General features: G+C 46.1%; 14 protein-coding genes, 3 tRNA genes and 2 pseudogenes. 16 read left to right on the forward strand and 3 right to left on the reverse strand.

Annotated elements, in window-relative coordinates:
* Positions 1 to 241 precede the first annotated feature (241 nt).
* From LS482_RS11790 to glmS, 3 genes and pseudogenes are all read left to right on the forward strand, one after another.
* Positions 242 to 1,036 carry a polysaccharide biosynthesis/export family protein gene (locus tag LS482_RS11790; protein WP_233027733.1) on the forward strand — a complete coding sequence of 265 codons (795 nt, stop codon included), beginning with the start codon at positions 242 to 244 and terminating at the stop codon, positions 1,034 to 1,036.
* Between the two features lie 14 nt (positions 1,037 to 1,050).
* A complete protein-coding gene (locus tag LS482_RS11795; protein WP_233027734.1) occupies positions 1,051 to 3,429 on the forward strand; it encodes a GumC family protein in 2,379 nt (792 codons plus the stop codon).
* 175 nt (positions 3,430 to 3,604) lie between these two features.
* Positions 3,605 to 5,451 (forward strand): annotated as a pseudogene (gene glmS / locus LS482_RS11800) (glutamine--fructose-6-phosphate transaminase (isomerizing)).
* Positions 5,452 to 5,800: 349 nt separating this feature from the next.
* Here glmS and LS482_RS11805 read toward each other — a convergent pair.
* The 3 genes from LS482_RS11805 to LS482_RS11815 all read right to left on the reverse strand — a co-directional run bounded on the left by LS482_RS11805 (position 5,801) and on the right by LS482_RS11815 (position 7,880).
* Positions 5,801 to 6,289: a dihydrofolate reductase gene (locus LS482_RS11805; protein ID WP_233027735.1), complete on the reverse strand. Its 489-nt coding sequence runs from the start codon at positions 6,287 to 6,289 to the stop codon at positions 5,801 to 5,803.
* Between the two features lie 84 nt (positions 6,290 to 6,373).
* Positions 6,374 to 6,757 carry a 2TM domain-containing protein gene (locus tag LS482_RS11810; protein ID WP_233027736.1) on the reverse strand — a complete coding sequence of 128 codons (384 nt, stop codon included), beginning with the start codon at positions 6,755 to 6,757 and terminating at the stop codon, positions 6,374 to 6,376.
* A gap of 298 nt (positions 6,758 to 7,055) precedes the next feature.
* The gene (locus LS482_RS11815) at positions 7,056 to 7,880 is read right to left on the reverse strand and encodes a thymidylate synthase (protein WP_233027737.1); all 825 of its coding nucleotides are present in this window, start codon (positions 7,878 to 7,880) and stop codon (positions 7,056 to 7,058) included.
* A 356-nt stretch (positions 7,881 to 8,236) separates the two neighbouring features.
* On the opposite strand from LS482_RS11815, the gene rseP reads away from it, so the two are divergent.
* The 13 genes and pseudogenes from rseP to LS482_RS11880 all read left to right on the forward strand — a co-directional run bounded on the left by rseP (position 8,237) and on the right by LS482_RS11880 (position 25,986).
* Entirely contained in the window at positions 8,237 to 9,592 is a 1,356-nt protein-coding gene (rseP, locus tag LS482_RS11820; protein ID WP_233027738.1) for an RIP metalloprotease RseP, read from the forward strand.
* A 248-nt stretch (positions 9,593 to 9,840) separates the two neighbouring features.
* Positions 9,841 to 10,125 carry a GIY-YIG nuclease family protein gene (locus tag LS482_RS11825; RefSeq protein ID WP_233027739.1) on the forward strand — a complete coding sequence of 95 codons (285 nt, stop codon included), beginning with the start codon at positions 9,841 to 9,843 and terminating at the stop codon, positions 10,123 to 10,125.
* 5 nt (positions 10,126 to 10,130) lie between these two features.
* Positions 10,131 to 10,204, forward strand: a tRNA-Asn gene (locus tag LS482_RS11830).
* Positions 10,205 to 10,448: 244 nt separating this feature from the next.
* Positions 10,449 to 10,522 (forward strand) — tRNA-Asn (locus LS482_RS11835).
* A gap of 84 nt (positions 10,523 to 10,606) precedes the next feature.
* Positions 10,607 to 10,678: transfer RNA gene (locus LS482_RS11840), tRNA-Arg, on the forward strand.
* A gap of 1,000 nt (positions 10,679 to 11,678) precedes the next feature.
* Positions 11,679 to 12,173, forward strand: a pseudogene (locus LS482_RS11845) (Fic family protein); the annotation flags it as partial.
* A 312-nt stretch (positions 12,174 to 12,485) separates the two neighbouring features.
* Positions 12,486 to 13,292, forward strand: coding sequence for a 3-keto-disaccharide hydrolase (locus LS482_RS11850; RefSeq protein WP_233027741.1), 807 nt, complete (start codon positions 12,486 to 12,488; stop codon positions 13,290 to 13,292).
* A 13-nt stretch (positions 13,293 to 13,305) separates the two neighbouring features.
* Positions 13,306 to 14,736 (forward strand): Gfo/Idh/MocA family protein, encoded by a 1,431-nt coding sequence (locus tag LS482_RS11855; protein ID WP_233027742.1) that lies wholly within the window; start codon positions 13,306 to 13,308, stop codon positions 14,734 to 14,736.
* A 1,451-nt stretch (positions 14,737 to 16,187) separates the two neighbouring features.
* A complete protein-coding gene (locus LS482_RS11860) occupies positions 16,188 to 19,475 on the forward strand; it encodes a SusC/RagA family TonB-linked outer membrane protein (RefSeq protein ID WP_233027743.1) in 3,288 nt (1,095 codons plus the stop codon).
* Between the two features lie 28 nt (positions 19,476 to 19,503).
* Positions 19,504 to 21,315, forward strand: coding sequence for a RagB/SusD family nutrient uptake outer membrane protein (locus LS482_RS11865; RefSeq protein ID WP_233027744.1), 1,812 nt, complete (start codon positions 19,504 to 19,506; stop codon positions 21,313 to 21,315).
* A gap of 22 nt (positions 21,316 to 21,337) precedes the next feature.
* The gene (locus LS482_RS11870) at positions 21,338 to 22,987 is read left to right on the forward strand and encodes a DUF5123 domain-containing protein (protein ID WP_233027745.1); all 1,650 of its coding nucleotides are present in this window, start codon (positions 21,338 to 21,340) and stop codon (positions 22,985 to 22,987) included.
* 291 nt (positions 22,988 to 23,278) lie between these two features.
* The gene (locus LS482_RS11875; RefSeq protein ID WP_233027746.1) at positions 23,279 to 24,775 is read left to right on the forward strand and encodes a pectate lyase family protein; all 1,497 of its coding nucleotides are present in this window, start codon (positions 23,279 to 23,281) and stop codon (positions 24,773 to 24,775) included.
* Positions 24,776 to 24,882: 107 nt separating this feature from the next.
* Positions 24,883 to 25,986 carry a pectinesterase family protein gene (locus LS482_RS11880; protein ID WP_233027747.1) on the forward strand — a complete coding sequence of 368 codons (1,104 nt, stop codon included), beginning with the start codon at positions 24,883 to 24,885 and terminating at the stop codon, positions 25,984 to 25,986.
* Positions 25,987 to 26,001 lie beyond the last annotated feature (15 nt).

Consider the following 26,001-nt stretch of genomic DNA (forward strand, 5'->3'; position numbering starts at 1 on the left):
TATATAAAAAGGCTTTATAAAACCGGAAGTAAAAATTCCGGCTCCCTTTGGGCACTATATTAAGCACAGTTGAAATGGTGGGGATAAAAAGGATTTTTATACAGCTGGCCATTTGATGATAGTGAAAAAAGTAAATTTGTAGCATCCGCCGGTAAATTTAACTCGCAAATGTTATATTTGCAGCACTAAATATACGCTTTGCCCTGTTAGGGCGTTAAAAAAGAAGAGATATAAACGACAGATGATGATAAAACGTTTAATACCTTGCCATACCCCTGCTTTTTTCCTGATGCTTTTTGGTATTGTTCTGATGACTTCCTGCGCCTCCCGGAAGGATATCGTGTATTTCCAGGATATCGAGGAGATTGATAAACTGGCCAGTAAAGTCATATATGATCCGGTTTTACAGCCGGATGACCTGCTGACTATTACGGTATCTGCTTTTGATACGGAAATGGCCATGCCTTTTAATTTACCGGCCGTGGCCTATATGGGGACGGATGGAATGGCGGCCGGGAGGGCGCAATATCAAACCTATCTTATAGATAATAAGGGAAAAATAGAATTCCCGGTTATTGGGCCGGTAAAGCTGGGAGGGTTGACCCGTAATGAAGCGGTTAACTTGTTAAAGAAAAAGATATCCCACTATGTTAAGGATCCTATTGTGAACATACGGATTATGAACTATAAGGTGACCGTACTTGGTGAAGTGGCCCGGCCGGGTTCATATACTATTCCTAATGAACGCATTACCATCCTGGAGGCATTGGGGTTGGCCGGAGATCTTACCGTATATGGTAAAAGAGATAATATACTGGTGATCCGCGATAAGAACGGGGAAAAGACCTATACCCGGGTGGATATTACCAAAAAAGATGTCCTCGAATCGCCTTATTATTATTTACAGCAGAATGATGTGATCTATGTGGAGCCAAACAAGGCCCAGGTACAATCTTCTACCTATAATCGGAACGCTACAGTGGTGATCTCTATAGCCTCTGTAATCATAGCCCTTATTTCAGTACTGACCCGATAATATCATAATATATAATGCAATCAAACGAACAAATACAGCCCATACATCCCGCGGGGGAAGAAGAGATCAATCTTCGTGACCAGTTGGAGAGTTACCTTATTCATTGGAAATGGTTTGTACTGGGAGTAGTCTTGTGTGTGGCTGCTGCTTTTTTGTACCTCAGGTATGCTACACCGCAATACAGCGTCTCGGCTACTATCATGATCAAGGATGATAAGTCGGGAGGGATGTCTTCCGAAATGTCTGCTTTTGAGGACATGGGGTTATTGTTCGGAAATGCGACCAATAGTGTGGATAATGAAATTGAGGTGCTGAAGTCCAGGACCCTGATGGAAAATGTGATCCGGCAGCGTAACCTGAATATTTCATACTTTACGAAGGGACGTATTAAAACTTCCGAAGTGTACGGGAACAGCCCGGTAAAGATTAATTTTTCCGTAGCCGATTCTGTGCTTTATAAAATGGATACCACCTTTACGGTACATATAAAATCGGATACCCGTTTTGCCTTGCTTGACAGTGAGGGGGAGAATAAGGGAGAATATGCTTTTGGTGAAAATGTGGCGTCTGCCATGGGAAATATAACCGTAATTCCACATTTTGAAGAAAAAGACGTAGCGGGTAGATCTGTGGTGATGGTGATTCGTCCGCTGGATAAGGTAACCCTGAATTATCAGGATCGTTTACAGGTTTCGCTGGTCAACAAAAATACCAGTGTTATACAGTTAAGTCTGAATGATCCCGTAAAAGAAAAAGCGGAGGATATATTAGATGGTCTGATCCGGCAATATAATGAGGATGTAGTTGCAGACAAAAACCTGGTGTCTAAAAATACGGCGGATTTTATCGATGAACGGCTAAAAGTAATTGAAAGGCAATTGGGGGATGTGGAAGAAGATGCCGAAAGCTTTAAGCAGTCAAACAAGTTGACAGATATTACTTCAGAGGCGGAAATCGCTTTAGGGAGTGCCAGTGATTACGAAAAGCGGGCTGTGGAAGCGGAAACGAAGTTGCAACTGACCAATTACCTGATCGATTACCTGAACAGGAATAATGACAACAGCAGTCTTATCCCTGCCAATATAGGCCCGGACGATGGTAACACCGGTCCCCTTATTATGGAGTATAACGGGTTGGTACAGGAGCGTAACCGCCTGTTAAAGAGTTCCACGGAAAACCATCCGACGATCATCAACCTGGACGGGCAGATAACCGAACTGCGGCAAACCATCAGGGAAACCCTGGGTAACCTTAAGTCTTCCCAGACAATATCGCTGAATGAACTGAAGCGACAGGAGAAGCTGTTGAGCTCTAAAATATCGGCGGTACCGGAACAGGAACGTGTATTCCGGGGCATTCAAAGGCAACAACAGATCAAGGAAACGTTGTATCTTTATTTACTTCAGAAAAAGGAAGAAACGGCGATCTCCCTTGCGGTAACCGCCCCTAATGCAAAGATCATTGATGCGGCTTACGGCCCGGAAGACCCGGTTTCTCCCAAGAAAAAAATAGTATTGCTGGGTTCTTTTGTCCTGGGGCTTCTGATCCCGTTCGGGGTCATTTATTTAAAAGACCTGTTGGATACCAAAGTACAGGGGCGTAAGGATATCGAAGGTAAACTTACCGTGCCTTTCCTTGGAGATATTCCCAAATCCCAAAGTAACGAAGAGATCATCTCCATGGACAGCCGGAGCAGTGCGGCGGAAGCGTTCCGTATCTTACGGACCAACCTGGACTTTATGCTGGCCAATGTAGAAGGTGATAAGGCCAAAAAGATCTTTGTGACCTCTACGGTGGCCGGGGAAGGAAAAACTTTTGTTTCTATCAATCTGGCAGGAACTTTAGCACTTTCCGGTAAAAAAGTATTGATCGTAGGGATGGATATCCGGAACCCCAAGCTTACGGAATATGTGGAATTCCCGCATTCCCGTGGCCTTACGAATTACCTGACCAACGGGGAAACCGATGTGGAAGGCATGATCTTTAAATTTGACAAGGAAGGTTTTGATCATCTGGATATACTTACTTCCGGGGCTATACCCCCTAACCCGGCCGAGCTGTTAATGAGCGGTAAGGTAGGAAATCTGTTTGCCGACCTGGAAGATAAATACGATTATATTGTAGTGGATACCGCCCCGGTAAGTTTGGTAACGGATACTTTATTGATCAGCAAATATGCCGATGTCTTTGTCTATGTATGCCGTGCCGGTTACCTGGATAAACGCCTGCTGGCCATCCCGGAAAACCTTTACAAGGAAAAACGCCTGCCCAATATGGCGATGCTGGTCAACGATTCGGATTCCAAAAAGGGCTATGGCTATGGTTATGGCTACGGTTACGGCCAGGAAACCAAACCCTGGTGGAAACGGATCATGAAGAAATATAAAGGATAGGGTTTTTATGATATCCTGATCCGGTTTTTTGTAAAAGTACAGGGGGTAAAAGATGTATTTGTGCTGCATGGGATAAAGATTTAAAAGAAACCGAAACCTGATCTGATGATTCTCCGTTTTATACTGATGAAAGTCAAATAAATACCCGAATCTTAATAAAAAAAAACAGGAAAAAATGTGTGGAATCGTAGGTTATATTGGCCACCGGGAGGCCTATCCCGTGGTGATCAAGGGGCTTAAACGCCTGGAGTACAGAGGTTATGACAGTGCAGGTGTAGCACTTTATGACGGATCGGATATCCGGTTATCCAAGACCAAGGGAAAAGTGGCCGACCTGGAAGCCAAAGCCAAAAGCGGAATTGCCCTGGAAGGTACCCTTGGCATAGGCCATACCCGATGGGCCACCCACGGGGAGCCCAACGATGTGAATTCCCACCCGCACTATTCCAATTCCGGAGACCTTGTGATCATCCATAACGGGATCATTGAAAACTATGAACCGCTTCGCCGAGAGCTGACCAAAAGAGGATACACCTTTACCTCCGATACGGATACCGAAGTATTGGTGAACCTGATCGAAGATGTAAAGAAGAACCACGACCTGAAGCTGGGCAAAGCCGTTCAGATCGCCCTGAACCAGGTGCACGGAGCGTATGCCATTGTGGTTTTTGACCGGACCAAGCCCAATGAGCTTGTGGCGGCCAAGCTGGGCAGTCCGCTGGCCATCGGTATCGGTGAAGATGAATTTTTCGTGGCTTCGGATGCCTCCCCCTTTATCGAATATACCAACAATGCCATATACCTGGAAGATGAGGAAATGGCCATTTTAAGAAGAGGCAAGACGGTCAAGGTCAGAAAGATAAAAGACGACTCGCTGGTAGACCCCTATGTGCAGGAACTACAACTCAACCTGGAACAGATCGAAAAGGGCGGCTATGCCCATTTTATGCTGAAGGAGATCTACGAACAGCCCCAGGCGATACGGGATACCTACCGCGGGCGGTTACGTGTGGACGAAGGCCTTATAAAGATGGCAGGGATGGAGGACAACCTGGAGAAGTTCCTCCGTGCCGACCGGATACTGATAGCGGCCTGCGGGACCTCGTGGCATGCAGGGCTGGTGGCGGAGTATATCTTCGAAGACCTGGCCCGGATACCCGTAGAGGTAGAGTATGCCTCAGAATTCCGGTATCGCAACCCTGTCATTACCGAACGGGATGTGCTGATCGTGATCTCACAGTCGGGAGAAACGGCCGATACGCTGGCGGCAATAAAGCTGGCCAGGGAGAAAGGCGCTTTTGTGTTCGGGGTATGTAATGTAGTGGGCTCGTCGATCGCGCGGGAAGCCCATGCGGGAGCTTATACGCATGCCGGACCCGAGATCGGAGTGGCTCGACCAAGGCCTTTACCACCCAGATCACGGTACTGACATTGATGGCCCTGAAGCTGGCCTCGGCTAAAGGGACGATCTCCAGGACGGCATTGCAGCGTTACCTGACCGAAATGGAAGCGATCCCTGTAAAGGTAGCGGAGTGTTTAAAGAATGACGATCATGTAAAATATATTTCCTCGTTGTATAAGGAAGCCCCTAACTGCCTTTACCTGGGCAGGGGGTATAATTTCCCGGTAGCTTTGGAGGGGGCGCTGAAATTAAAGGAGATATCGTATATCCATGCAGAGGGGTATCCTGCTGCGGAAATGAAACACGGTCCCATCGCCCTGATCGACGAACAAATGCCCGTGGTGATCATAGCCACGAAGAACGGGCATTATGAAAAGGTGGTGAGCAACATCCAGGAGATCAAGTCCAGGAAAGGGAAGATCATTGCGGTGGTGATGGAAGGGGATACGACGGTGAGGGAGCTGGCCGACCATGTGATAGAGATCCCGGAAACTACGGACGCCCTGAGCCCGCTTATAACGACCATACCGTTACAGTTACTGAGTTACCATATTGCGGTGATGCGTGGCTGTAATGTAGACCAGCCGCGGAACCTGGCCAAATCGGTCACGGTGGAGTAAAAAGGTGATGTGAATACTGCTTAAATGCTGTAAATCCAAAAGGTTTCAAAATTACATCTGCGGTTTGGAATTTTTGCTTCGACACTTCGGCTAAACTAATAGCTTGCCGAAGGGTTCCTCGTTCCCGATGGTCCCGATGGTTATCGGGATCGGGAGACGCTTTCCTTTTGGACGTTGTATATTTGCTGATAACGGGGGGGTGACGGTGGTGCTCTTTTTTGATGTGGGTGTTTTTCCAAAACATAACAAGTACACGTCTTTGCCAGCCCTTGGGCGTGGCAATCTCATCAGGCTGGCAACACACCTCCAATGGTATACGCATACCAGCCAGGAGACTGCCACCTTGCCTTTAACGGGACTTCTTTATATAAGTCAGGTAAGTAAAGTCATATTTATGCCTTTCATCTCCGGGATGGTATTCTGAAGCGGTTAATTCCCACTGCTCCGGATCAATTTCAGGGAAGAACGTATCGCCCTCAAAATTGGCATGTACACGGGTGAGTTCTATCTTATCGGTATGGGGCATACCCAGCCGGTATATTTCCCCGCCTCCTATAATAAAAGGCTGGTCGTCTCCCCGGGCAAGTTTTAAGGCTTCTTCTACCGAGTGTACGGTAATGCATCCCGCATTGCGGTAATCCTTTTGACGGGTTACGACAATATGAGTGCGGTTGGGTAAGGGCCTGGGAAAGGTTTCAAAGGTCTTTCTGCCCATGATGATGTGATGCCCGGTTGTGAGGTTTTTAAACCGTTTAAAATCGTCCGGTAAGTGCCATACGAGGTCGTTGTCTTTTCCCAGGGTATTGTTTTCTGCAGCGGCGGCTATGATGGTCACCATGTTTTTATTTTAATTAGCCAGTTTGATAATGTGCCAATTTGATAATTAACATTGGCTGATTGGCACATTGACGAATCGACACATTTATTCTGTTTTGTTCAGGTCGGAGTCCAGGAACTCCTGTTCCACATCCTTTTCCATTTTGGCGATCTTTGCCTTTTGTTTCTGAACCAGCTTTTCGCGTTGGACCTTTTCCCATTCTTTTCCCATGAATTTGTGGGTGACAAAGACATTAAAAAAGTGGACGACAAATAAAAACGCCCAGAAAGTGATGGCCCAGACAAACCAGTTATACTGTTCGCCATACTTCAGGACCTTGTTGGCGATAATGAGGAAAATACTCCCTATGAGGAAGATCACAAAGTGATTGTACAGTCTTTTCTTCTGCCGGATCCGTGCCTCGGCATTTTTCAGGAGTTCGTACTGTTCCTCGTTAACCTTTTCTGTTTTTTTGCTTTTAAACCACATAAGATTCGTGTAATATCAGTTCGGTATAAGTCAATAGTCTAAACGTCACTGTGCGCCCTTCGGTAAATTCAGGGCGGGCTTAAGCTGCTTGTGGCAGGGTTCGCAAAGACGCTTTTCGGTTGGGGTGCCGGGAAATCCTCAATACATCAAACTCACGTTATATAACAAATTTACACAATTTTTGGTTGAAAAATCCTAAAATCTCCATATGAAAGGGTTAACCGATTGTGGGACGTCCGCTATCATTATCACATTATCCGATGGTATTAGCTAATTGGTACATGGCCACATTCCGTTCTTATACGGCAACCGCCCCCTTGATATGCGGATGCGGATCGTAATCCGCAAGCGTAAAGTCTTCGTATTTAAAACTGAAAATATCCTTTACTTCAGGGTTAAGTATCATCTTTGGCAAGGGCCTGGGGTCGCGGCTCAACTGGAGGTTGACCTGTTCCATATGGTTGTTGTAAATATGAACGTCACCGAAGGTATGGACAAAATCCCCGGCTTCATATCCGCATACCTGTGCCATCATCATGGTAAAAAGCGCATAGGAAGCGATGTTAAAGGGGACCCCGAGAAATACATCGGCACTGCGCTGATACAGTTGGCAGGATAGCTTTCCGTTGGCAACATAAAACTGGAAAAAAGCATGGCAGGGTGGTAATGCGGCTTTTCCACGGGCCACATTTTCTTCAAAAGAAACGGAGGTATCGGGCATCACTTCCGGGTTCCAGGCGGTAACCAGCATACGGCGGCTGTCCGGGTTGTTTTTAAGCGTGTGGATAACTTCGGAGATCTGGTCGATATCCTTACTGTTCCAGTTGCGCCACTGGTGGCCGTATACCGGGCCCAGGTCGCCGTTCTTGGCGGCCCATTCGTTCCATATCCGGACCCCGTTTTCCTGCAGGTATTTTACGTTGGTCTCTCCTTTCAGGAACCAGAGCAGTTCGTATATGATGGATTTAAGATGTATCTTTTTGGTGGTGACCAGGGGGAATCCTTCACTGAGATCAAACCGCATCTGGTATCCGAAAACACTGCGGGTCCCGGTGCCCGTACGGTCCTGTTTATCGTTTCCGTGTTCTAAAATATGTCTTAACAGTTGGTGGTATTGTTTCATGCTGAACGGATTATTTATGTGGTAAAAATAGAAAATCGGGTAATGTACGGTCAGGGTATACGGTACAAAATTATCCATAATTTATCAACTTTCTTTTATGAAAGATTGACAGAGATTGAAGAAGATTGAATTCCGGTAGTTCGGGAGACTGATGTTGCCTGAGCATTTCAATCTCCATCAATCTTCCGGCGCAGCCGGTATCAATCTCCAAACAATCTTTTCTGCCCCGTTTTACGGACAGCAATGAAAGGTAATACCTAAAACATTCTTAAAACCAGGGGAGTTACTTGGTGATAAGTTTTATTTGTAAACCGAAAAGATTACTTTTGTGCGTTTTAGATGATTAATGTAATACCATGGATATAGTTATAAAGCTGAGTCAGTTTTTGTTGAGCCTTTCGCTTCTGATTGTTTTGCACGAGTTCGGGCATTTTGTTCCCGCAAGGCTTTTCGGGACCCGGGTGGAAAAATTCTTTTTGTTTTTCGATGTGAAGTTTGCCCTGTTCAAAAAGAAAATAGGCGAAACGGTCTACGGGATAGGCTGGCTGCCGCTGGGAGGATATGTAAAGATATCCGGGATGATCGACGAGAGCATGGACAAGGAACAGATGGCACAACCGCCCCAGTCCTGGGAATTTCGTTCCAAACCGGCCTGGCAGCGGCTTATTATCATGATAGGCGGAGTAACGGTAAACTTTATCCTGGCCTTCCTGATCTATATCGGTATAGCTTATGCCTATGGCGATCTGTATATAAAGAATGACAATATAAAAGACGGGATCTGGGTAACGAACAGTGCCCTGGAGGACGTCGGCTTTCGTACCGGGGACAAACTGGTCTCGATAGACGGGAAGCCGGTGGATGATTTTTACGGTGCTATGGAGCCCCTCCTGCTCAGCAATGAAGTAACGGTGGAGCGTAACGGTAGCACGGAGAAAATAGCCATGCCCGTTGACTTTATCAACCAGCTGATGAAAAGCCGGGAAGAAGGCGGCGGTGCTTCCATTATGGAACTGCGTATTCCTTTTGTGATCATGGGAGCTTCGGAAGATTCTCCGAATGCCGGGGTGGTAAAGCCCAGGGATATGCTGGTGAGCCTGGACGGAGAAAAAATGACCTATGCCGACCAGGTGATAGCTAAAGTTGAAGACCTGAAGGGACAAACCGTACCTGCCGTGGTAAAACGAAATGATAAAGAGGTCAATGTAAACCTCACTGTTAACGAATCCGGAAAAATGGGAGTTTCCTACGCGCCCAGGCTGGGATATAGCGACCTGGAGCGTCTGGGGATATATCAGGTGAGCAGGGAGCAGTACAGCTTGCTGGAATCGATACCCGAAGGATTGCAACGGGGAAAAGACCGGCTGGTAAGCTATGGCAAACAGTTACAAATGATATTTAACCCCGAAACAGGGGCTTATAAAGGTGTAGGCGGGTTTAAGGCGATCTTCGACCTTTTTCCGCAAACGTGGAGCTGGCAGGCCTTCTGGGAAATAACAGCGCTGTTGTCCATTATGCTGGGTGTGCTCAACCTGTTGCCCATCCCTGCACTTGACGGGGGACACGTAATGTTCCTTCTGTATGAAATGGTGTCGGGAAGAAAGCCGAGCGACAAGTTTATGGAATATGCACAAATTGCCGGTTTTTTTCTGCTTATGGCCCTGGTCCTGTTTGCCAACGGTAACGATATTTACAGATGGTTGTTCAAGTAGCGGTTTCCCTGTAAAAAACCGTTTTTATTTGGTGTAAAAAATAAAAATATTATATATATTTGCACCCGCCTGGTGAAAAAACAGGTATAGCTGCTTTTTTTTGCAGTGATTTTCCTCCTTAGCTCATCCCGATAGTTATCGGGAGGTTAGAGCATCTGACTGTTAATCAGAGGGTCCTTGATTCGAGCCTCGCAGGGGGGGAGTTATGTTCTGAAGATATGTTTATTGAATGGTAAAGCTTTTTAGAGATGCATTATGTATATATAATCTTTTCGGAAAGTTTAAAAAGATTTTATATTGGAGAAACGATCGATTTAAGCAAGCGATTAGTAGAGCATAATGAAGGGATTTACGCACGGTCATTTACTAAAAAAGCTCAAGATTGGGAATTGTTTTTAACAGTTACTTGTGAAAATAAAACTCAAGCGATACAAATAGAAAAACATATCAAAAGGATGAAGAGTGTGATTTACGTGAAAAACCTAAAACTTTATCCGGAGATAGCAGAAAAGTTAAAAGAAAAATATAAATAAATTATTCCTCCTTAGCTCAGTTGGTTAGAGCATCTGACTGTTAATCAGAGGGTCCTTGGTTCGAGCCCAAGAGGAGGAGCAAATCGAGTACTTTTGGGTGAGAAGTTTACCCTGAGCGTAGCCGAAGGGAGCCCAAGAGGAGGAGCAAAAAACGTTCATAACGGGTAATACTGATAATATTTTCCTCCTCAGCTCATCCCGATAGTCCCGATAATTATCGGGATCGGGAGGTTAGAGCATTTGACTGTTAATCAGAGGGTCCTTGGTTCAGTCCTGTAGAGGGAGCAAAAAATACGTTCTAAATAAAAATATTGATAATATTTTCCTCCTTAGCTCAGTTGGTTAGAGCATCTGACTGTTAATCAGAGGGTCCTTGGTTCGAGCCCAAGAGGAGGAGCAAAGAAAAATAAAGCAACTTACGGTTGCTTTTTTGTTTTAAACCTACTGTTTGTCTGAGTAGTATCAAAACTACACTTGTGCAGGCCCCGTAGTTCAATGGATAGAATAGAAGTTTCCTAAACTTTAGATCCAAGTTCGATTCTTGGCGGGGCTACTTGACAGGAAAAGTGATAAAAATGGTCGCTTTTCCTGTTTTTATTTTGTGGTAATTCATTGTTTATCTGAAAGATACGATGGGCGACCACGTTCATGCGAGCGGTTCGATAATTTTTTCCGTCAAATTCCATTTTTTCGGGAAATATCGAACCAATGACATCCCGACGGGTTTGGATTCCCCCTTCACTGTACAGCTTTCCAATATTTGTAATTCCTTTTAATGCGCTCTCCAACAATTTATTGATGTTTATATCCCGGGTTTCCACACCACTTTTGTCCAATTGTTCTTCCAGTTTTTCAATCTGCGTTTTGCACTCTTTTTTGATTTTAAGGTAATCTTCATCATCCAGGGTTTCCGCAAGCAGCTTGTTCCTCGCAACGGAAAGTTTTGCGTTCAGCATATCTAACGTGAATAATGGATAAGTAAAAATATAAATCACTGATAAACAGATGATACATTAGTGATCATTTGGGTATTTCCCAAAGTCATAACTGAAAGGCGTCTTTGCGAACCCTGCCATAAGCAGGGTGTGGCAATCTCCCGGAGATAAGTAGCATACGCTCAAAGGCAGGCGAAAACCCGCCGGGAGACTGCCGACGCTTTGCTGGCAGTGACGAACTTTATGTTTTTAAAATACAGAAAATGAGATTATTAATAAATCTCTTAAACATTATTCACGTTAGTTACGTTGATAGAATGATACATAACAATACTGTCTATTCTATGCAAAATAGTATTAGTTCGAGTAAGATATGGGTTTTTTGGGACAGGGCTTTCCCATTGAGATCAGCAAAAGGTAAACGGAGAGATGACCTTAGTCATGAGGGCGTTTGGATTGAAATATGGATAACGCCATAGTTAGTGAGCTATAATACAAATGATATAGCCCATGGCATGGAATTGACAACATAAAAACTGGCCGGATTTCACCGGCTGAGCAGGGAATTTCTGAAATGATGATTGATCTGTATAAAATGATCATACCCCTTTATCCCATGAGCAATTATGCCCATGGCATACCATGTTAGCCAAAGGGTGTCGTGATCTGCTGGACATAAGAAGCTATAGGACCCATGACGATCCCATGCAAATTGTATCCGGCCCTGTGAATCGTCCGGGACTCCATTATGAGGTTCCGCCTTCACATCAGGTGAAAAAAGAGATGGACCTTTTCATTTCATGGTTCAATAGTACCGAAAGCCTCGATCTGCTTACCCGGGCGGGGATTGCCCATCTCTATTTTGAGAGTATTCACCCATTTGAGGACGGGAACGGGAGAATAGGCCGTGCTGTTTCGGAAAAAGCATTGTCCCAAAGTTTGCAAAGACCTACGCTTATTGCCATTTCCCATACCATTGAACACGACAAAAAGGAGTATTATGAAGCGCTTCATCAAAACAGTACCGGGCTGGATATTACGGAATGGTTGATATATTTCTGTAAAATGGTTCTTCAGGCCCTGGCCCCGGAAGTAGTTTTCAAGGCATTGTAAACAGATTATTCGTTCCCTGATAAAGCTCTGATCCGTTTCAATATGAGGTTGAGAAGTTTAATTTTGACTTTGTATTGAATTTTATATATTAGTTGTCCGGTATGCAAAACTATAATGCCGGGTCCTTTTTATAGGAATTTGCCTGAGCGGCTATATAGACTTTGTGCTCGACCCCAATTGCAGAACAATGTTTTTGGGTTTTTTATAACTTTCAAAAAGGATCAAAAATGTGTACGCTGCATGTTTTAAATATAAAGACCGGGAAAAGTTAAGGAGTATAAAATTTAAACCTAAGACCTGTTAAAAATGAAAATGAAACCCAAAAACCGGATAAGGCAGTTTGCTTTGCCGTTACTTGCCGTTCTGGCTTTTTCCTGTAAAACGGATACCGGGAAAAATTCTCGGGAAAAAGTGACCCTGGAAAAAAAACAAAAGGATGCTGAGTGGATCTATCTTTTTGACGGAAGCAGTATCGAAGGCTGGCGCGGGTACAATATGGATACGCTGCCACCGGGATGGACCATAAAGGACAGTGTCCTGACCTTTGACACCGAACTCGGCCTGGAACAGAATTATAAGGGCGGGAAAGACATCCTTTATGGCGCCGAAGAGTTCGGCAATTTTGAATTGTACCTGGAATGGAAGATCCCCGAAGGGGGAAACAGCGGTATTTTTTATCACGTCAGGGAAGGATATGACGGACCGCCGGTCGTGGCCCCCGAATACCAGCTTATCGATGATGAAAACTACGCCAGTATCCATGATCTTACGGCATATAATACCAGTCTGGGGTACACCGAAAACCCGGAAGAGCTGAAGCCCCTGCAGCAGACCGGGGCCGATTACGCCATGCATCCCCCGGCTGCCGACAAGATCCTGCATCCCGTGGGGGAGTGGAACAGTTCCCGGATTGTTTTCACCCCCGAACGGGTTGAACATTGGCTGAACGGGAAAATGGTACTATCCTTTGTCCCCTGGGATGAGGCATGGTACGAAAAGAAAAATTCGGACAAGTGGAAGAACAGTCCCGATTACGGAAAATTCAAAACCGGGTATATTGCCCTGCAGGACCATGCCAGTCCGATCTGGTTCCGGAACATTAAGATCAGGAAATTATAATTTGCTGCAAGCCATGAACAAACGCGAATTCTTAAAAAAAAGTAGTGTAGGTGCCCTTGGAATTATGGTGGTGCCCTCTTTGTTAAAAGCCGCTACGACCGGCGACCGTTTGCGAACCGCGCATATCGGTGTGGGGAATATGGGGAGGGAAGACCTGAAGGCCGTCTCATCCCATGCAGCCGTTGATGTAGTGGCGCTTTGTGATGTGGATGCCGTATATTTGTCCGAAGCGCATAAACTCTATCCGAAGGCCCGTGTGTTTTTTGATTACCGCGTTATGCTGGAGGAAATGGGAGATGAAATAGATGCGGTGATCGTATCCACACCGGATCATACCCATGCCCCGGCCTCCATGCTGGCCATGCAGATGAACAAACCCGTTTACTGCCAGAAACCACTCACGCATTACGTATCAGAATCGAGGGCCATGAAAAAACTGGCTGCCGAAAAAGGATTAATAACCCAGATGGGGATACAGGTACATTCTTTTTACGATTACAAACTGGCCACACTTTTGATTCAGTCAGGCATTATCGGAAAAGTACATACCGTACACGCCTGGTCTCCGAAAAACTGGGGGTATGACGGCGCTGCACCGGAGGGTGAGGACCCGGTACCGTCACAACTGGATTGGAATCTGTGGTTGGGAACCTCACCCATGAGGCCGTACAAGGAGGGGGTGTATCATCCCGGGAACTGGAGAAAACTTATGGATTACGGTTGCGGTACCCTGGGCGACATGGGCGTACACATCTTCGATACCCCCTACAATGCCCTGCAATTGGATGTGCCGAAAACCATAATGACCGAATGCAGGCCCTCCAACGGCTTCGGTTATCCGGAACACAACACCGTAACCTATGAGTTTCCGGGTACCAAATACACCGCGAAGTCCTTAAAATGGATATGGTATGATGGCGAAGGTGCCCCGGCAGCACACGAAGATCTCGTGCTACCGGGAATGGATGTGAAAAAGAACGAAAAGAAACAGGGAAAGGAAGCCGGGATCAAGGAAAAAATGTCGCTTGAGGCCAAAGTAGCCGGCGAGAATGAACTGCCCGAACAGGGAGCCATGTTCATAGGCGAGAAGGGACGCCTGTTGTTGCCTCATTTTATGCAATTGCCGAGAAAAATTGTTAAGGGAAAATACATTGATATTTCCGGCGAAATAGCTGAGCTGACCGCGAAGCACGACCTGGGTAAACCCGTTCGCAATTACGGGACCGAAGGACCTAAGCACTACCACCAGTTTGTCGACGCCTGTCTGGGGAAAACCGAATGTTCGGCACCTTTTGATTATGCTGCGCGATTGACAGAGACGATTCTTTTGGGAACCATTGCAGGGCGCTTCCCCGGGGAGACCTTGCACTGGGATGCCGAAACCGCCAGGTTCAAAGAAGAAAAAGCCAATAAATATCTGGCCGGTGAGTACAGGCAGTTTTGAAAGTATGCTACGGCCGGAACGGATGAACTGATCTCCGATTCCGGAACTAATGCATCCGGAATTAGGTGGTGAACGATGAAAAACAATGCTGCATAGTCGCAATTAAATCAGGTCGTGAGGCCGCATATCTTCTTTTTGGAAAGGTAAATAAAGAATGTATTCCCCGGGGAAATACCGTTCGGTCGGATGTACGTATTTGTCTTCTGCCGGAAGGGTTTATCCGGGGTAAACAAGTACTCTGGTATTTGTCGGGATATCTTTAGTACATGACAAAATTCGATCTGGGTGGATTTTCCTCTCCCGAAAGCTTTCGGGATTTTCACCCCATCCCTAAAGGGTGATCCCGATAAATATCGGGAGAGGAAAATCAGGTTCCCTTTAGGCGATGCATTGAGCCAGGTCGAAATGGTTAGGATCAAACTGATTTACCGATAAATCTGCATAAAACAAATTTTGTCATGTACTAAACGGGATATCTTAAAAAAAGGATTATACCCACCCCTGGCCGGGCTAAATACGGTATCGTAACCGGCTTCGGATAACAATGGATATCCTTTGTCTGCACACAGCTTTTCCTGATAAAGTTTCCCTGCCTGTTATGTCTACTGTAATCGGTGTTCGTAACCCTTCCCGGTACGGTGGCTATAGTAGGAAATATCTCACTGTATGAAAAGATTCTTAGATATTCCCTTGCGGATCAATACAACCAATTTGAGGACCGCTTTTTTTCCATTTCAGTTCCGGATTGATATTAAGGGTGCCCGTTGATCTCTCCGGCAGACTCGCGGCAGGTCTGTGCTTGCTATTGGAGATGACTGCCCGCCTCCATGAAATTCTCCCCCTAAATAAAGCCGGTTAAAAGGACGTTTTAATGTTAATTTTTTTGAAATCAACCTGTCTTTTTCCATTTTTTCCTCAAACGTTATAGTACATTATATGATACGGGCTTAAACCCTGAAATTCCGGTGTTTACGTGCGATGTCATTATGCTAATTTAAAACGGTAAAAATTAATAATCCTCTATTTTTTTAAGTTAAAAATTTTGTAATTAACAGTTATTGTTTAGTTTCGTGTAATCGATTGCACTAAATGTGTAACGACCGTAATAAAATGGATGGAAGGGGCACCAAACTTTCCGGATAGGTCATTACCGGCGGTGGGAAAAAATGCGGTGATGAATAGGGTGAGACCTGGGAACAAGGTTTACGGACTTCCCGAAAGGCATGCAGGAAGCCCTTATAGTATTGAAACCAACTAAAATTAACTTTAGTACATGACAAAAATTGTTTTCACCAGATTTCTCGGAAAATCAGTTCCCCCCCAACCCTAAAGGGAGCCTGATTTTCCTCGATTTGCTCCCTTTAGGGCTGGGGATAACAAGTCGAGGAATTACCGAAATTCAATTTTTGTCATGTACTAAAAAAATTAACCACATAAACTTTAAGAACATTATGAAAAACTTTTTACTGGTGTCAAACACTGTAAAGCGGATACCCTTATTTGTTTTACTACTGTGTTTTCTTGTAAACGGCAGGGCTTTTGCCCAGCAGTCCGTTACGGTTACCGGAACGGTCAGTGACGGGGAACTGGATACTCCTTTGCCGGGGGCTACCGTAATGGAAAAAGGGACTTCAAATGGTACGTCGACAGATTTTGACGGGAACTATACATTAACAGTTTCAGGCAGCGATGCGGTTCTTGTTATAAGTTATATCGGGTATATCAGCCAGGAGGTCGGTATAAACGGAAGGACGGAAATAAATAGTACTTTAGAGCCCAACCTTGAGGAATTGGATGAGGTAGTGGTTGTAGATTACGGGTATGGAAAGGTAAAACGGCAGGACATGACCGGTTCGGTAGCTTCCATGTCGGCCAAGGAGATCTCAAAAATACCCACGTCCAGTGCCGCCGATGCCCTTACGGGAAGACTTCCCGGGGTTAGCGTAACTACAACCGATGGCGAACCGGGAGCGGATATAAAGATACGTATCAGGGGTGGCGGGTCCATAACCCAGGACAATTCGCCCTTATTTGTGGTAGACGGTTTTATAGTAGGGGATATCAACGACATTGCGCCCAACGATATCGAAAGCATAAACATATTAAAGGATGCCTCTGCCACCGCAGTATACGGGTCAAGGGCGGCCAATGGTGTTGTGGTGATCACCACCAAGAGCCCTATTGCCGGTAAGGTCTCTGTAGATTACAATAATTATTTTCAGTACAATTACCTGCCGAAAGACAGGAAATATGAGGTCTTATCACCTTACGAATATGTCCTGGCCAATTACGAATATGCCAAACTCCAGGGAACGGCGGCAACCGAAAATTTTGAGAAATTTTATGGCAAGTATGACGATCTGGAACTGTACCAGTCTAAAGAAGGTACGGACTGGCAGGAGGAATTGTTTGGCAGCCCGAGATTTTCCCAGTATCACAACCTGGCGGTAAGCGGGGGGACGGATATGACCAAAATGAGATTGAGCGTGTCCTATAATGACGATGAGGGTATTCTGACAGGTTCGGCTTACGAAAGGACATCTGTAAACTTTAAACTCAGCCAGAAAATCGCAGACCCCTTATCCCTTGATGTGTCGGCCAGGGTCACCAATGCTGTTACAGATGGCGCCGGTACATCGACCAACGCACAGCTGAAGATCAAGGATGCCGTACAGGCCAGACCGGTGAACGGAATTGCTGACGAACTCGATATCGATCTCAATCAGCTCGATGCGGACAACGACTATGAATCGTTCCTCAGAAGCATGATACAGCCTACCGAACTGTTAAAACAGGATTGGCGCAAACGGACCGATAAAAGATATAATCTGAATGCCGGTCTGACATGGTCTGTTATTGACGGACTGGATCTGAAAACCGTCTTCACCACCCAAAGAAGGTTTTGGGAGAACCTGCGCTTTTACGGGCCATTGACCGGTGAGTCGTTCAACAACGGAGGGAGTATGCCTCTGGGAACAAAAGACAACCGGGAATATACTTCATACCGGTGGGTGACTACGTTGAACTATAAAAAACAATGGGGAGAAGACCATAAACTCGATGCCCTTGTGGGGTATGAAGTGTCTTCCAACGGATCGAAACAGGCCTTTTTACGGGGGGAGGACTACAGGTTGTCCATTACTCCGGAAGAACTGTTTGCCAATATGCAATTGGGACGTATAGATGATGCCTATACCAGGGAAGCTACGGATATCAACCGGAGGTCGATCTTCGGCCGGCTGGATTTTCAGTTAAAAAACAAATATATCTGGACCGCAACACTGAGGGCCGATAAGTCCAGTGTTTTTACCGAAGACCTTAACCTGGGGATCTTTCCGGCACTGGCATTCGCCTGGAAAATTGACCAGGAGAACTTCCTGAGAAATTCCGGTTGGGTCGACGAATTGAAACTTAGGATCACCTATGGTGAAACCGGTAATGACAGGATAGATGCAGACGCTACCCGGTTTTTATTCAATGCGAATACGTTCCGGGGCCCGGGGTTCGGTAACGAAGAGAACGTATACTATACGCCAAAAGGCAACTCGTTGTACAATCCGGAACTGGTGTGGGAAACTACAGTAACCAACAATATCGGTCTGGACTTTGGCCTGTTTAACAGAAGGCTGAACGGTAGTCTCGATTTTTACAGGAATGAAACCCGGGATCTGTTGCTGCGTTCTGCGATCTCCACCAATTCGGGTTTTCCGACCGAGTGGAAGAATATAGGATCTACATCCAATACCGGCGCCGAGTTAGGCTTGAATGCCTACCTCGTAGACAGTGGTGATTTTACGCTTTCTGCCAGTCTTAACATCGGTACCAACACCTTTAAAATAGAGGCCCTCGATGAAACTAACGAAAGGTTCGAAAGGTCTAACTGGGCCAGTACCGATCTGAATAATATCAGTGATTATCACCTGGAAGTAGGTGGGAAATTAGGGAATATATACGGATATGTGACCGATGGCATGTACACTACAGACGATTTCGAATCTTATGACGAGGCATCAGGAGACTATATCCTTAAAGAAGGTGTGCCGTCTTCAGGTAATGTGGTAGGAAACAGAAAAATAAGACCGGGTTTCTTAAGATTAAAAGACCTGAACGATGATGGAGAGATCAATGCCGATGACCGGCAGGTCATAGGTAATGCATTGCCCGATTTTCAGGGTGGTTTCGGGTTTAATACTTCCTACAAAGGGTTCGATCTTTCCGTTTTCTTCAACTTCCAGTACGGGAACGATGTGTACAACACGGGTAAAATTCAATACAATCAATTCAGAAGGGTGACCTATGGAAATATGCTCGACAGGATGAATTCCGGTAACAGGTTTACCTATATAGATATTGACGGACAATATACGGGAACCGCCGGGGAAGTGGTGACCGACCTCGACCAACTGGACGAAATGAACCGGGGTAAGAATATTTGGTCGCACGCCAGCCACGGGATAGCCGGGGCCGTAGTCCATTCGTGGGCCATTGAGGACGGATCGTTTTTAAGGCTGAACAACCTCACCCTAGGGTATAATTTGCCCGATGAGCTCATATCTAAAATAGGCCTGTCCAAATTCAGGATATATGCCACGGGAAGGAACCTGCATATATGGACCAACTACTCAGGATACGATCCTGAGGTCGATTCGAGAAGGAACAGTGGTTTAACACCCGGTGTGGATGATTCCTCTTACCCGAGGAGCCGTTCATACACCCTGGGTCTTAATCTCACTTTTTAACACAGGTATGGACATAAAACTTATAGCGATGAAAATAAAATATATAATCACATTATTTGCCATAGCATTAATGAGTTCCTGCGACAAGGATTTCATGAACCCCGATTCGCTCTCTACATTCGATAAAGATTATATTTATTCCAATGTGGACGATGCGAGAAATGGTGTAAACTCCATATACTCACACTTTAATCAGGATGCTTTCCGGTCCAGGCTGTCCAACAACATGACCGGAAATACCGATATTGAACACCAGTCCGGATGGACCAGCAATGGCGATCGTTACCAGATATGGAACCTCGATGCCCTGGACAGTAACCGCGACCTGAACATTGTATGGACCTATGCATACCGGGCCATCAGGGATGCCAATATAGCTATCGACGGCATTACCAACAGTGATGTATTGGTCAATGGCGACGATACCGATATACAAACCATGATGCAGCTTTTAGGAGAGGCCTACACCCTGAGGGCCTACTGGTACAGTATGCTCATCTATTATTTTGGGGATGTACCCTATGTGACCGAAGCCCCCGTAGCCGGTCAGGATTTTAACCTTCCCAAAACAGACAGGAACGAGATACTCAGTGGTGAAATAGAGGCATTGATGAATGTTGAAGAGGATATGCGCTGGGCCGATGAAACCCGGTACGGCATAGAGCAGGTCAACAGGGAATACACCCTGGGGATGATCGCCCGGCTGGCCCTGCAAAGAGGAGGCTATTTCCTGAAACCCGACCTTACCCAGGACCGGAAAAGCGATTACCTGGAATATTACCAGATTGCCCGCGATTATACTAAGAAACTGATCGACCTCAAGGACCGCCCGCTACCGGAAGATTTCAGGCAGGTGTTCCTTAATCAGTGTAAGTTTATTTCCCCGCTCAACGAAGACATCCTTTTTGAAGTGCCTTTTCCCATGGGTAGCGGAGATGTGGCATGGAATATTGGTATAAGAGTGGAGGGAGGCACCGATGCCCTGCACGATTACGGCTCCGGAGGTAACTATATGGCCATGCCTGTAACCTACTATATGTCTTTTGATTCTGATGACAAAAGACGTGAAGTGACCTGCGGGTTATACATGATAACTAAAGAATTTACAATCGATTTTGTAAATAGTCCCATGAATATTTCACAGGGAAAATGGAGCCGTCACTTTCTGTCCGAACCTCCCGGGCCATCTACGGCCAAGGGAACCGGTATTAACTGGCCGATGATGCGCTATCCCGATGTACTCCTGATGTTCGCAGAGGCCGAAAATGAACTGAACGGCCCCACCGCCGCCGCACAGGAGGCATTGAAAAGAGTGCGTCAAAGGGCCTTTGCTCCCGAAGTCTGGACGGAAAAAGTAGATAACTATGTAGCACAGGCCGCCGCTTCCAAAACTGCTTTTTTCGATGCTATTGTAGACGAAAGGGCCTGGGAGTTCGGTGGAGAGATGATCCGGAAGTACGAACTGATCCGCTGGGGGATTTATGCCGAAAAAGTACAGGAAACCGTAGAAGGTTTAAAGAAAATGGCCGGCGATGCCAATAACGGAACAGGTGACGGACCGGATTATATGTACTGGAAAGTGAACGAAAGTGGTGATTTTGAAGTATTGAATCCCGATTTTAAGGTAGTGGCCCCGCCGGACGACACCTGGAACCGTACCGCATTTTTACTGGACCTTCATGACGATACCACCACCTATGACGAGTGGATCACAAGAGACTGGGAAAATTATATCAACGGACCCGCCGGCTCAGGCGTGGTGCGCTATATATTCCCCATACCGAATGAAGCGATAGAAAATAGCCGGGGAACACTGAGCAATAACGGTTATGGATTTTAATCAACCCTTTAAACTGAAACCAATGAAAACAGATAATAGCATTTTTAACTTAAAGACGCTGTTCTTGCTGGGAATAGGAGTCCTGCTTTTCCATGCGTGCAGCGACGACGATAAGGCATCATTCGAGCAAACCAGGCTGTTCCGCCCGGTTCTTAACGAACCCCTCTATGCAGAAGGGAATACCATTATTGCGGATATGGGAAACCTCAAGGAAGCTATCGGGTATACCCTTGAGGTGAGCCGCGATACCTTTGCTACCGTAGAATATACTATAGAGACCGATACCGGTTATGTGGAGATCAATAAAGACCTTACCGGCCAGGAACTGTTCTGGAATACCCTTTACCAGGTACGGGCCACGGCACATGCCTCAGATCCGGAATACGACAGCAAGGTGTCTGATCTGGGAAATGTAAAAACAGAGCGTTTCCCCTCCATTCTGAATATCCCTGAAACCTATGATGTCACCGATGTAGCGGCCAGGGTAACCTGGACGGTAGCTGGATCGCCCGTAACGGGGATAAAGGTATTTGCACCGGATGATCTTTACCTGGAAGACCCGCTCTTTGATGAAGTCGCTGTCCCGGAAGAAGGACGGGAAACAGGAGAAGCCATTGTGGAGGGGCTGGAGCCCGAAACCGAATACCAGGTAGCGATCTACAGCGACGAAGAACTCCGGGGATGGGTCAACTATACCACCAGGGAAGCCTTGCCTTCCGGTGAAAATGTAATTGACCTCCGGGAAAGCGATGACCCCATGGTCCTGGGCGAAACCCTGCAGACCGCCGCCGATGGAAGTATAATCCTGCTTAAAAGGGGAATGGTCTACGATATGTCCCAGCCCCCCTTACTGGAAAGATCTGTTGAAATTCGCGGAGGCTACGGTTTTGTCCCTGAGTTGCCAACAATTGAAATGGGGCACCATAAAGGTTTTGATATTGCTGATACCGGTGTGGAATCTGTAGTATTTAATGGAGTGGCCATAAAAGGCCCATTCGATGGTTCTTTCCTGTTCTATCTTAACAGTAACGGAACTTTAGGGGAATTACGCTATGAGAATTGTAAAATAGGTCCGCTTAGGGGAGGTGTGCGAACTAAAGACGGAGCAGGAACTATTGATAAAATTACAATGAACAATATCGTAGTGGATAGCCTGGAGAGTTATAATCTAATTTATATGGAAAAATCGGACTGGACTATAGGGGATATTCATATTTCAAATTCAACTTTTTCTAATATAGGAAGCAGTTTTATAAGAAGTAATAGTGTTAATGATACCCGTTCAATAATAGTGGAATCCTCAACCTTTTACGAAGTTGCACACAGCGGAAGGAACATTTTCGATTGGGGCCAGGACGGGGTCAATGTCACCGACGGTATTGTGTTACGTAACAATATATGGGGGCGTGGCTGGAACACGGCCGGTGAGGAAGATTACGGTATCAAAGGGTTTAATGGTCTTGAGAATACAAGTTTCACTCTGGAAAATAACTGGGGCACGGAAGATCTGGATATTTATTCCAATGAGATCCCCGGGTTTCCGAATTTCACTTATGGCGGTCCCTCCGAAGACCTTTGGGTTGCCCCCGATAATAGTGACTTTAATTTTGGAGATTCGAGTTTCTCCGGGAAGTACAATGCCGGTGACCCGCGCTGGAGAGCGGAACTCTGATCCCGTGGATATAAGGGGGCGGTTAACCGGATTTAACGACCAAAAATCTTTACGCTAATAAACTTAAATTCAAGTGCATGGCAAAATTAAAACAGTTTCTCAGGCTTTGCCGGAACATCAATTTTACCCTTTCCATTTCGACCGGGCTCAATGCATCGCCTGAAAGGAGTCTGATTTTCCTCGATTTCTCCCTTTAGGGTCGGGGTACAAAATCGAGGAAAATCAGGCGGAATTGAATTTTGCCATGCACTAAACCATTAAATTGAATATTAACCCCGAAAAAGGAATGAAATGAAGATCAGGAATTATATCATAATGGCTGTGACCGGACTGGTCCTGGCCTGCAGTGCTGAAGATGCGACGGGTATCGGCAATAATGACGATCCCGCCGGAGAGAACGGAGACCAGGAAGAGGTTACGGAAGATCCCGTACAGGTCGAAGAAGAAGCCTATGCCTTTCCCGGGGCCGAAGGCTTTGGCCGTAATACAACCGGAGGCAGGGGAGGAAAAGTACTGTTCGTAACCAATTTGAACGACAGCGGTGAAGGCAGCTTTAGGGCCGCTGTGAATGAAAGCGGCCCCCGTTACATCTTATTTAAGGTGTCGGGAAATATCGAATTAAAGTCGAGGCTGAACATCAGCAACGGGAACCTGACCATTGCCGGACAGACAGCACCGGGCGACGGTATCTGCATTAAGGACTACCCCGTGGTTATTGATGCCGATAATATAATTATCCGCTTTCTGAGGTTCAGGATGGGCGACGAAGCTGAACAGGAAGCCGATGCCCTGGAATCGCGGTTTCATAAAAACATCATCATCGACCATTGTTCGCTGAGCTGGAGTACTGACGAAACGGCAACCTTTTATTCCAATGAAAATACCACCCTGCAATGGTGCTTTATCACGGAAAGCCTGAGGAATTCCGTGCACGGTAAGGGAGCACATGGCTATGGCGGTATCTGGGGCGGTAAAAGGGCCTCTTTTCACCACAACCTGCTGGCCCATCACGACAGCAGGAACCCGAGACTTGGCGAAAGAGCAGATGAGTCCTTTGCACTTACCGACCTGGTAGACCTCAGGAACAATGTGGTCTACAACTGGCAGGGCAACAGCGCCTACGGGGGCGAGGCCATGAATGTCAACATCGTGAACTGCTATTACAAACCCGGGCCGGCAACAACCAAGACCGAACGCATCATTTCCATTGATAAGAGCAAAAATGAAGATTCGGAGGTTTATGATGTCTGGGGCAAGTTCTACATAGACGGTAATTATATGGAAGGAAGCGCACGTGCCACCGATGATAATTGGGAATACGGTGTGTACAACCAGTTTCACCACAGTTACGGTGAAGTTCCGGACGAAGACAAAGCGGCCATGCGCCTGCCGGAACCTCATGATATTGAAAATAATGTAACCACCCATTCCGCACAGGAAGCCTATGAAAAAGTGCTGGATTTCGGCGGAGCGTCATTGTCCAGGGATGCCGTGGATGCGCGGATAGCGGAGGAAGTCCGTACGGCCTCCTACACCTATGAAGGATCGAACGGAAGCACCAACGGGATTATTGATACCCAGGCCGATGTTGGCGGATGGCCCGCACTGGAAAGCCTGGACCCCGCCAGGGATACTTCCGGTGACGGGATGCCGGACGAATGGAAAGAGAAAATGAAACTGGACCCCGAAGCGGATAACCCGAACGGAAATGAGTTGAGTACGGCATATGACAATATCGAAGTATATATGAACAGCTTGGTAGAAGCGATCACAGAAAACCAGAATTAAAAAGAACACAGGTAACGGAAATAAGACAGGAAAAACAAGAACAAAACCTGTACTGTCGCAAGTCTCAAGACCTGTTACAACTTTAAAAATCATTAAACCCCGAACAAATGAAACTTTACTTCATATTTCTTTTCTCGATAATCTCTCTGATATCTTGCGAGACCTCAAGTACCGGAATAGGGGAGCAGGAATCCGTCTCAGAGGACAAATCTACCGAAGAAACCCCGGACGAAGACCCCGGTAAAAGTCCTGAAGAAGAACCGGAATACGATTATGTAGTGGCAAAGGACAACAGCGGTGATTTTACCTCGGTGCAGGAAGCATTCGATGCAATTCCCGATAATTCAGCCGAAAGAATTGCTGTTTATGTGAAAAACGGAACGTATGAGGAAGTAATTATGCTCGACCAGAATAAAAATAACGTTTCCCTTATTGGCGAAAGTGTTGAGGGCGTTATTCTTACTTATGACAATTATAGCGGTAAGGAGAATCCGGATACCGGGGAAACCTACGGAACGACCAACTCGGCCAGTTTTTTTATTTACGGGGAGAATTTTTACGCCCATAACATCACTTTTGAAAATGCTGCCGGCCCTGTAGGACAAGCACTGGCCATTTCCATCAGGGGCGATTACGGTGGAGATAAGGCCGTGTTTGATAACTGCAGGTTTTTGGGGCACCAGGATACACTGTTCGGTTCTGAAGGGAGGCAATATTTTAAGGATTGCTACATAGAAGGAACTACTGATTTTATTTTCGGAAGCTCAACGGCATTTTTCGACAACTGTCACCTGCATACCAAGGGAGGAAGTGCCATTACCGCAGCTTCTACCGAAGCATATGTAGCCTTCGGTTATGTGTTCAGTAATTGTAAGATCACAGGAACAAATAACCATATTACTACCCTGGGCCGTCCCTGGCGACCTTATGCGGCAGTCGCCTATTTAAACACTGAGATGTCTGCTTCCGTTAAACCCGAAGGGTGGGATAACTGGGGGAATGAAGAAAACGAAGAAACTGCCCGTTATGCGGAATATAATTCTACAGGAGACGGGGCAGCCCCCGGTCAGCGTGTAGCGTGGATAAAATTCCTGACTGACGAAGAAGCAAAGTTGTATACCGTGGAGAATGTATTGAAAACAACATATTCAGACCCGCCTGTGGTTGATAACTGGAATCCGCTGGAGCTTGTAGGGGCATACGACCATTAAACGCTTAACTTGACT

Origin of the sequence: Sinomicrobium kalidii (assembly GCF_021183825.1) — a bacterium.
GTDB lineage: Bacteria > Bacteroidota > Bacteroidia > Flavobacteriales > Flavobacteriaceae > Sinomicrobium > Sinomicrobium kalidii.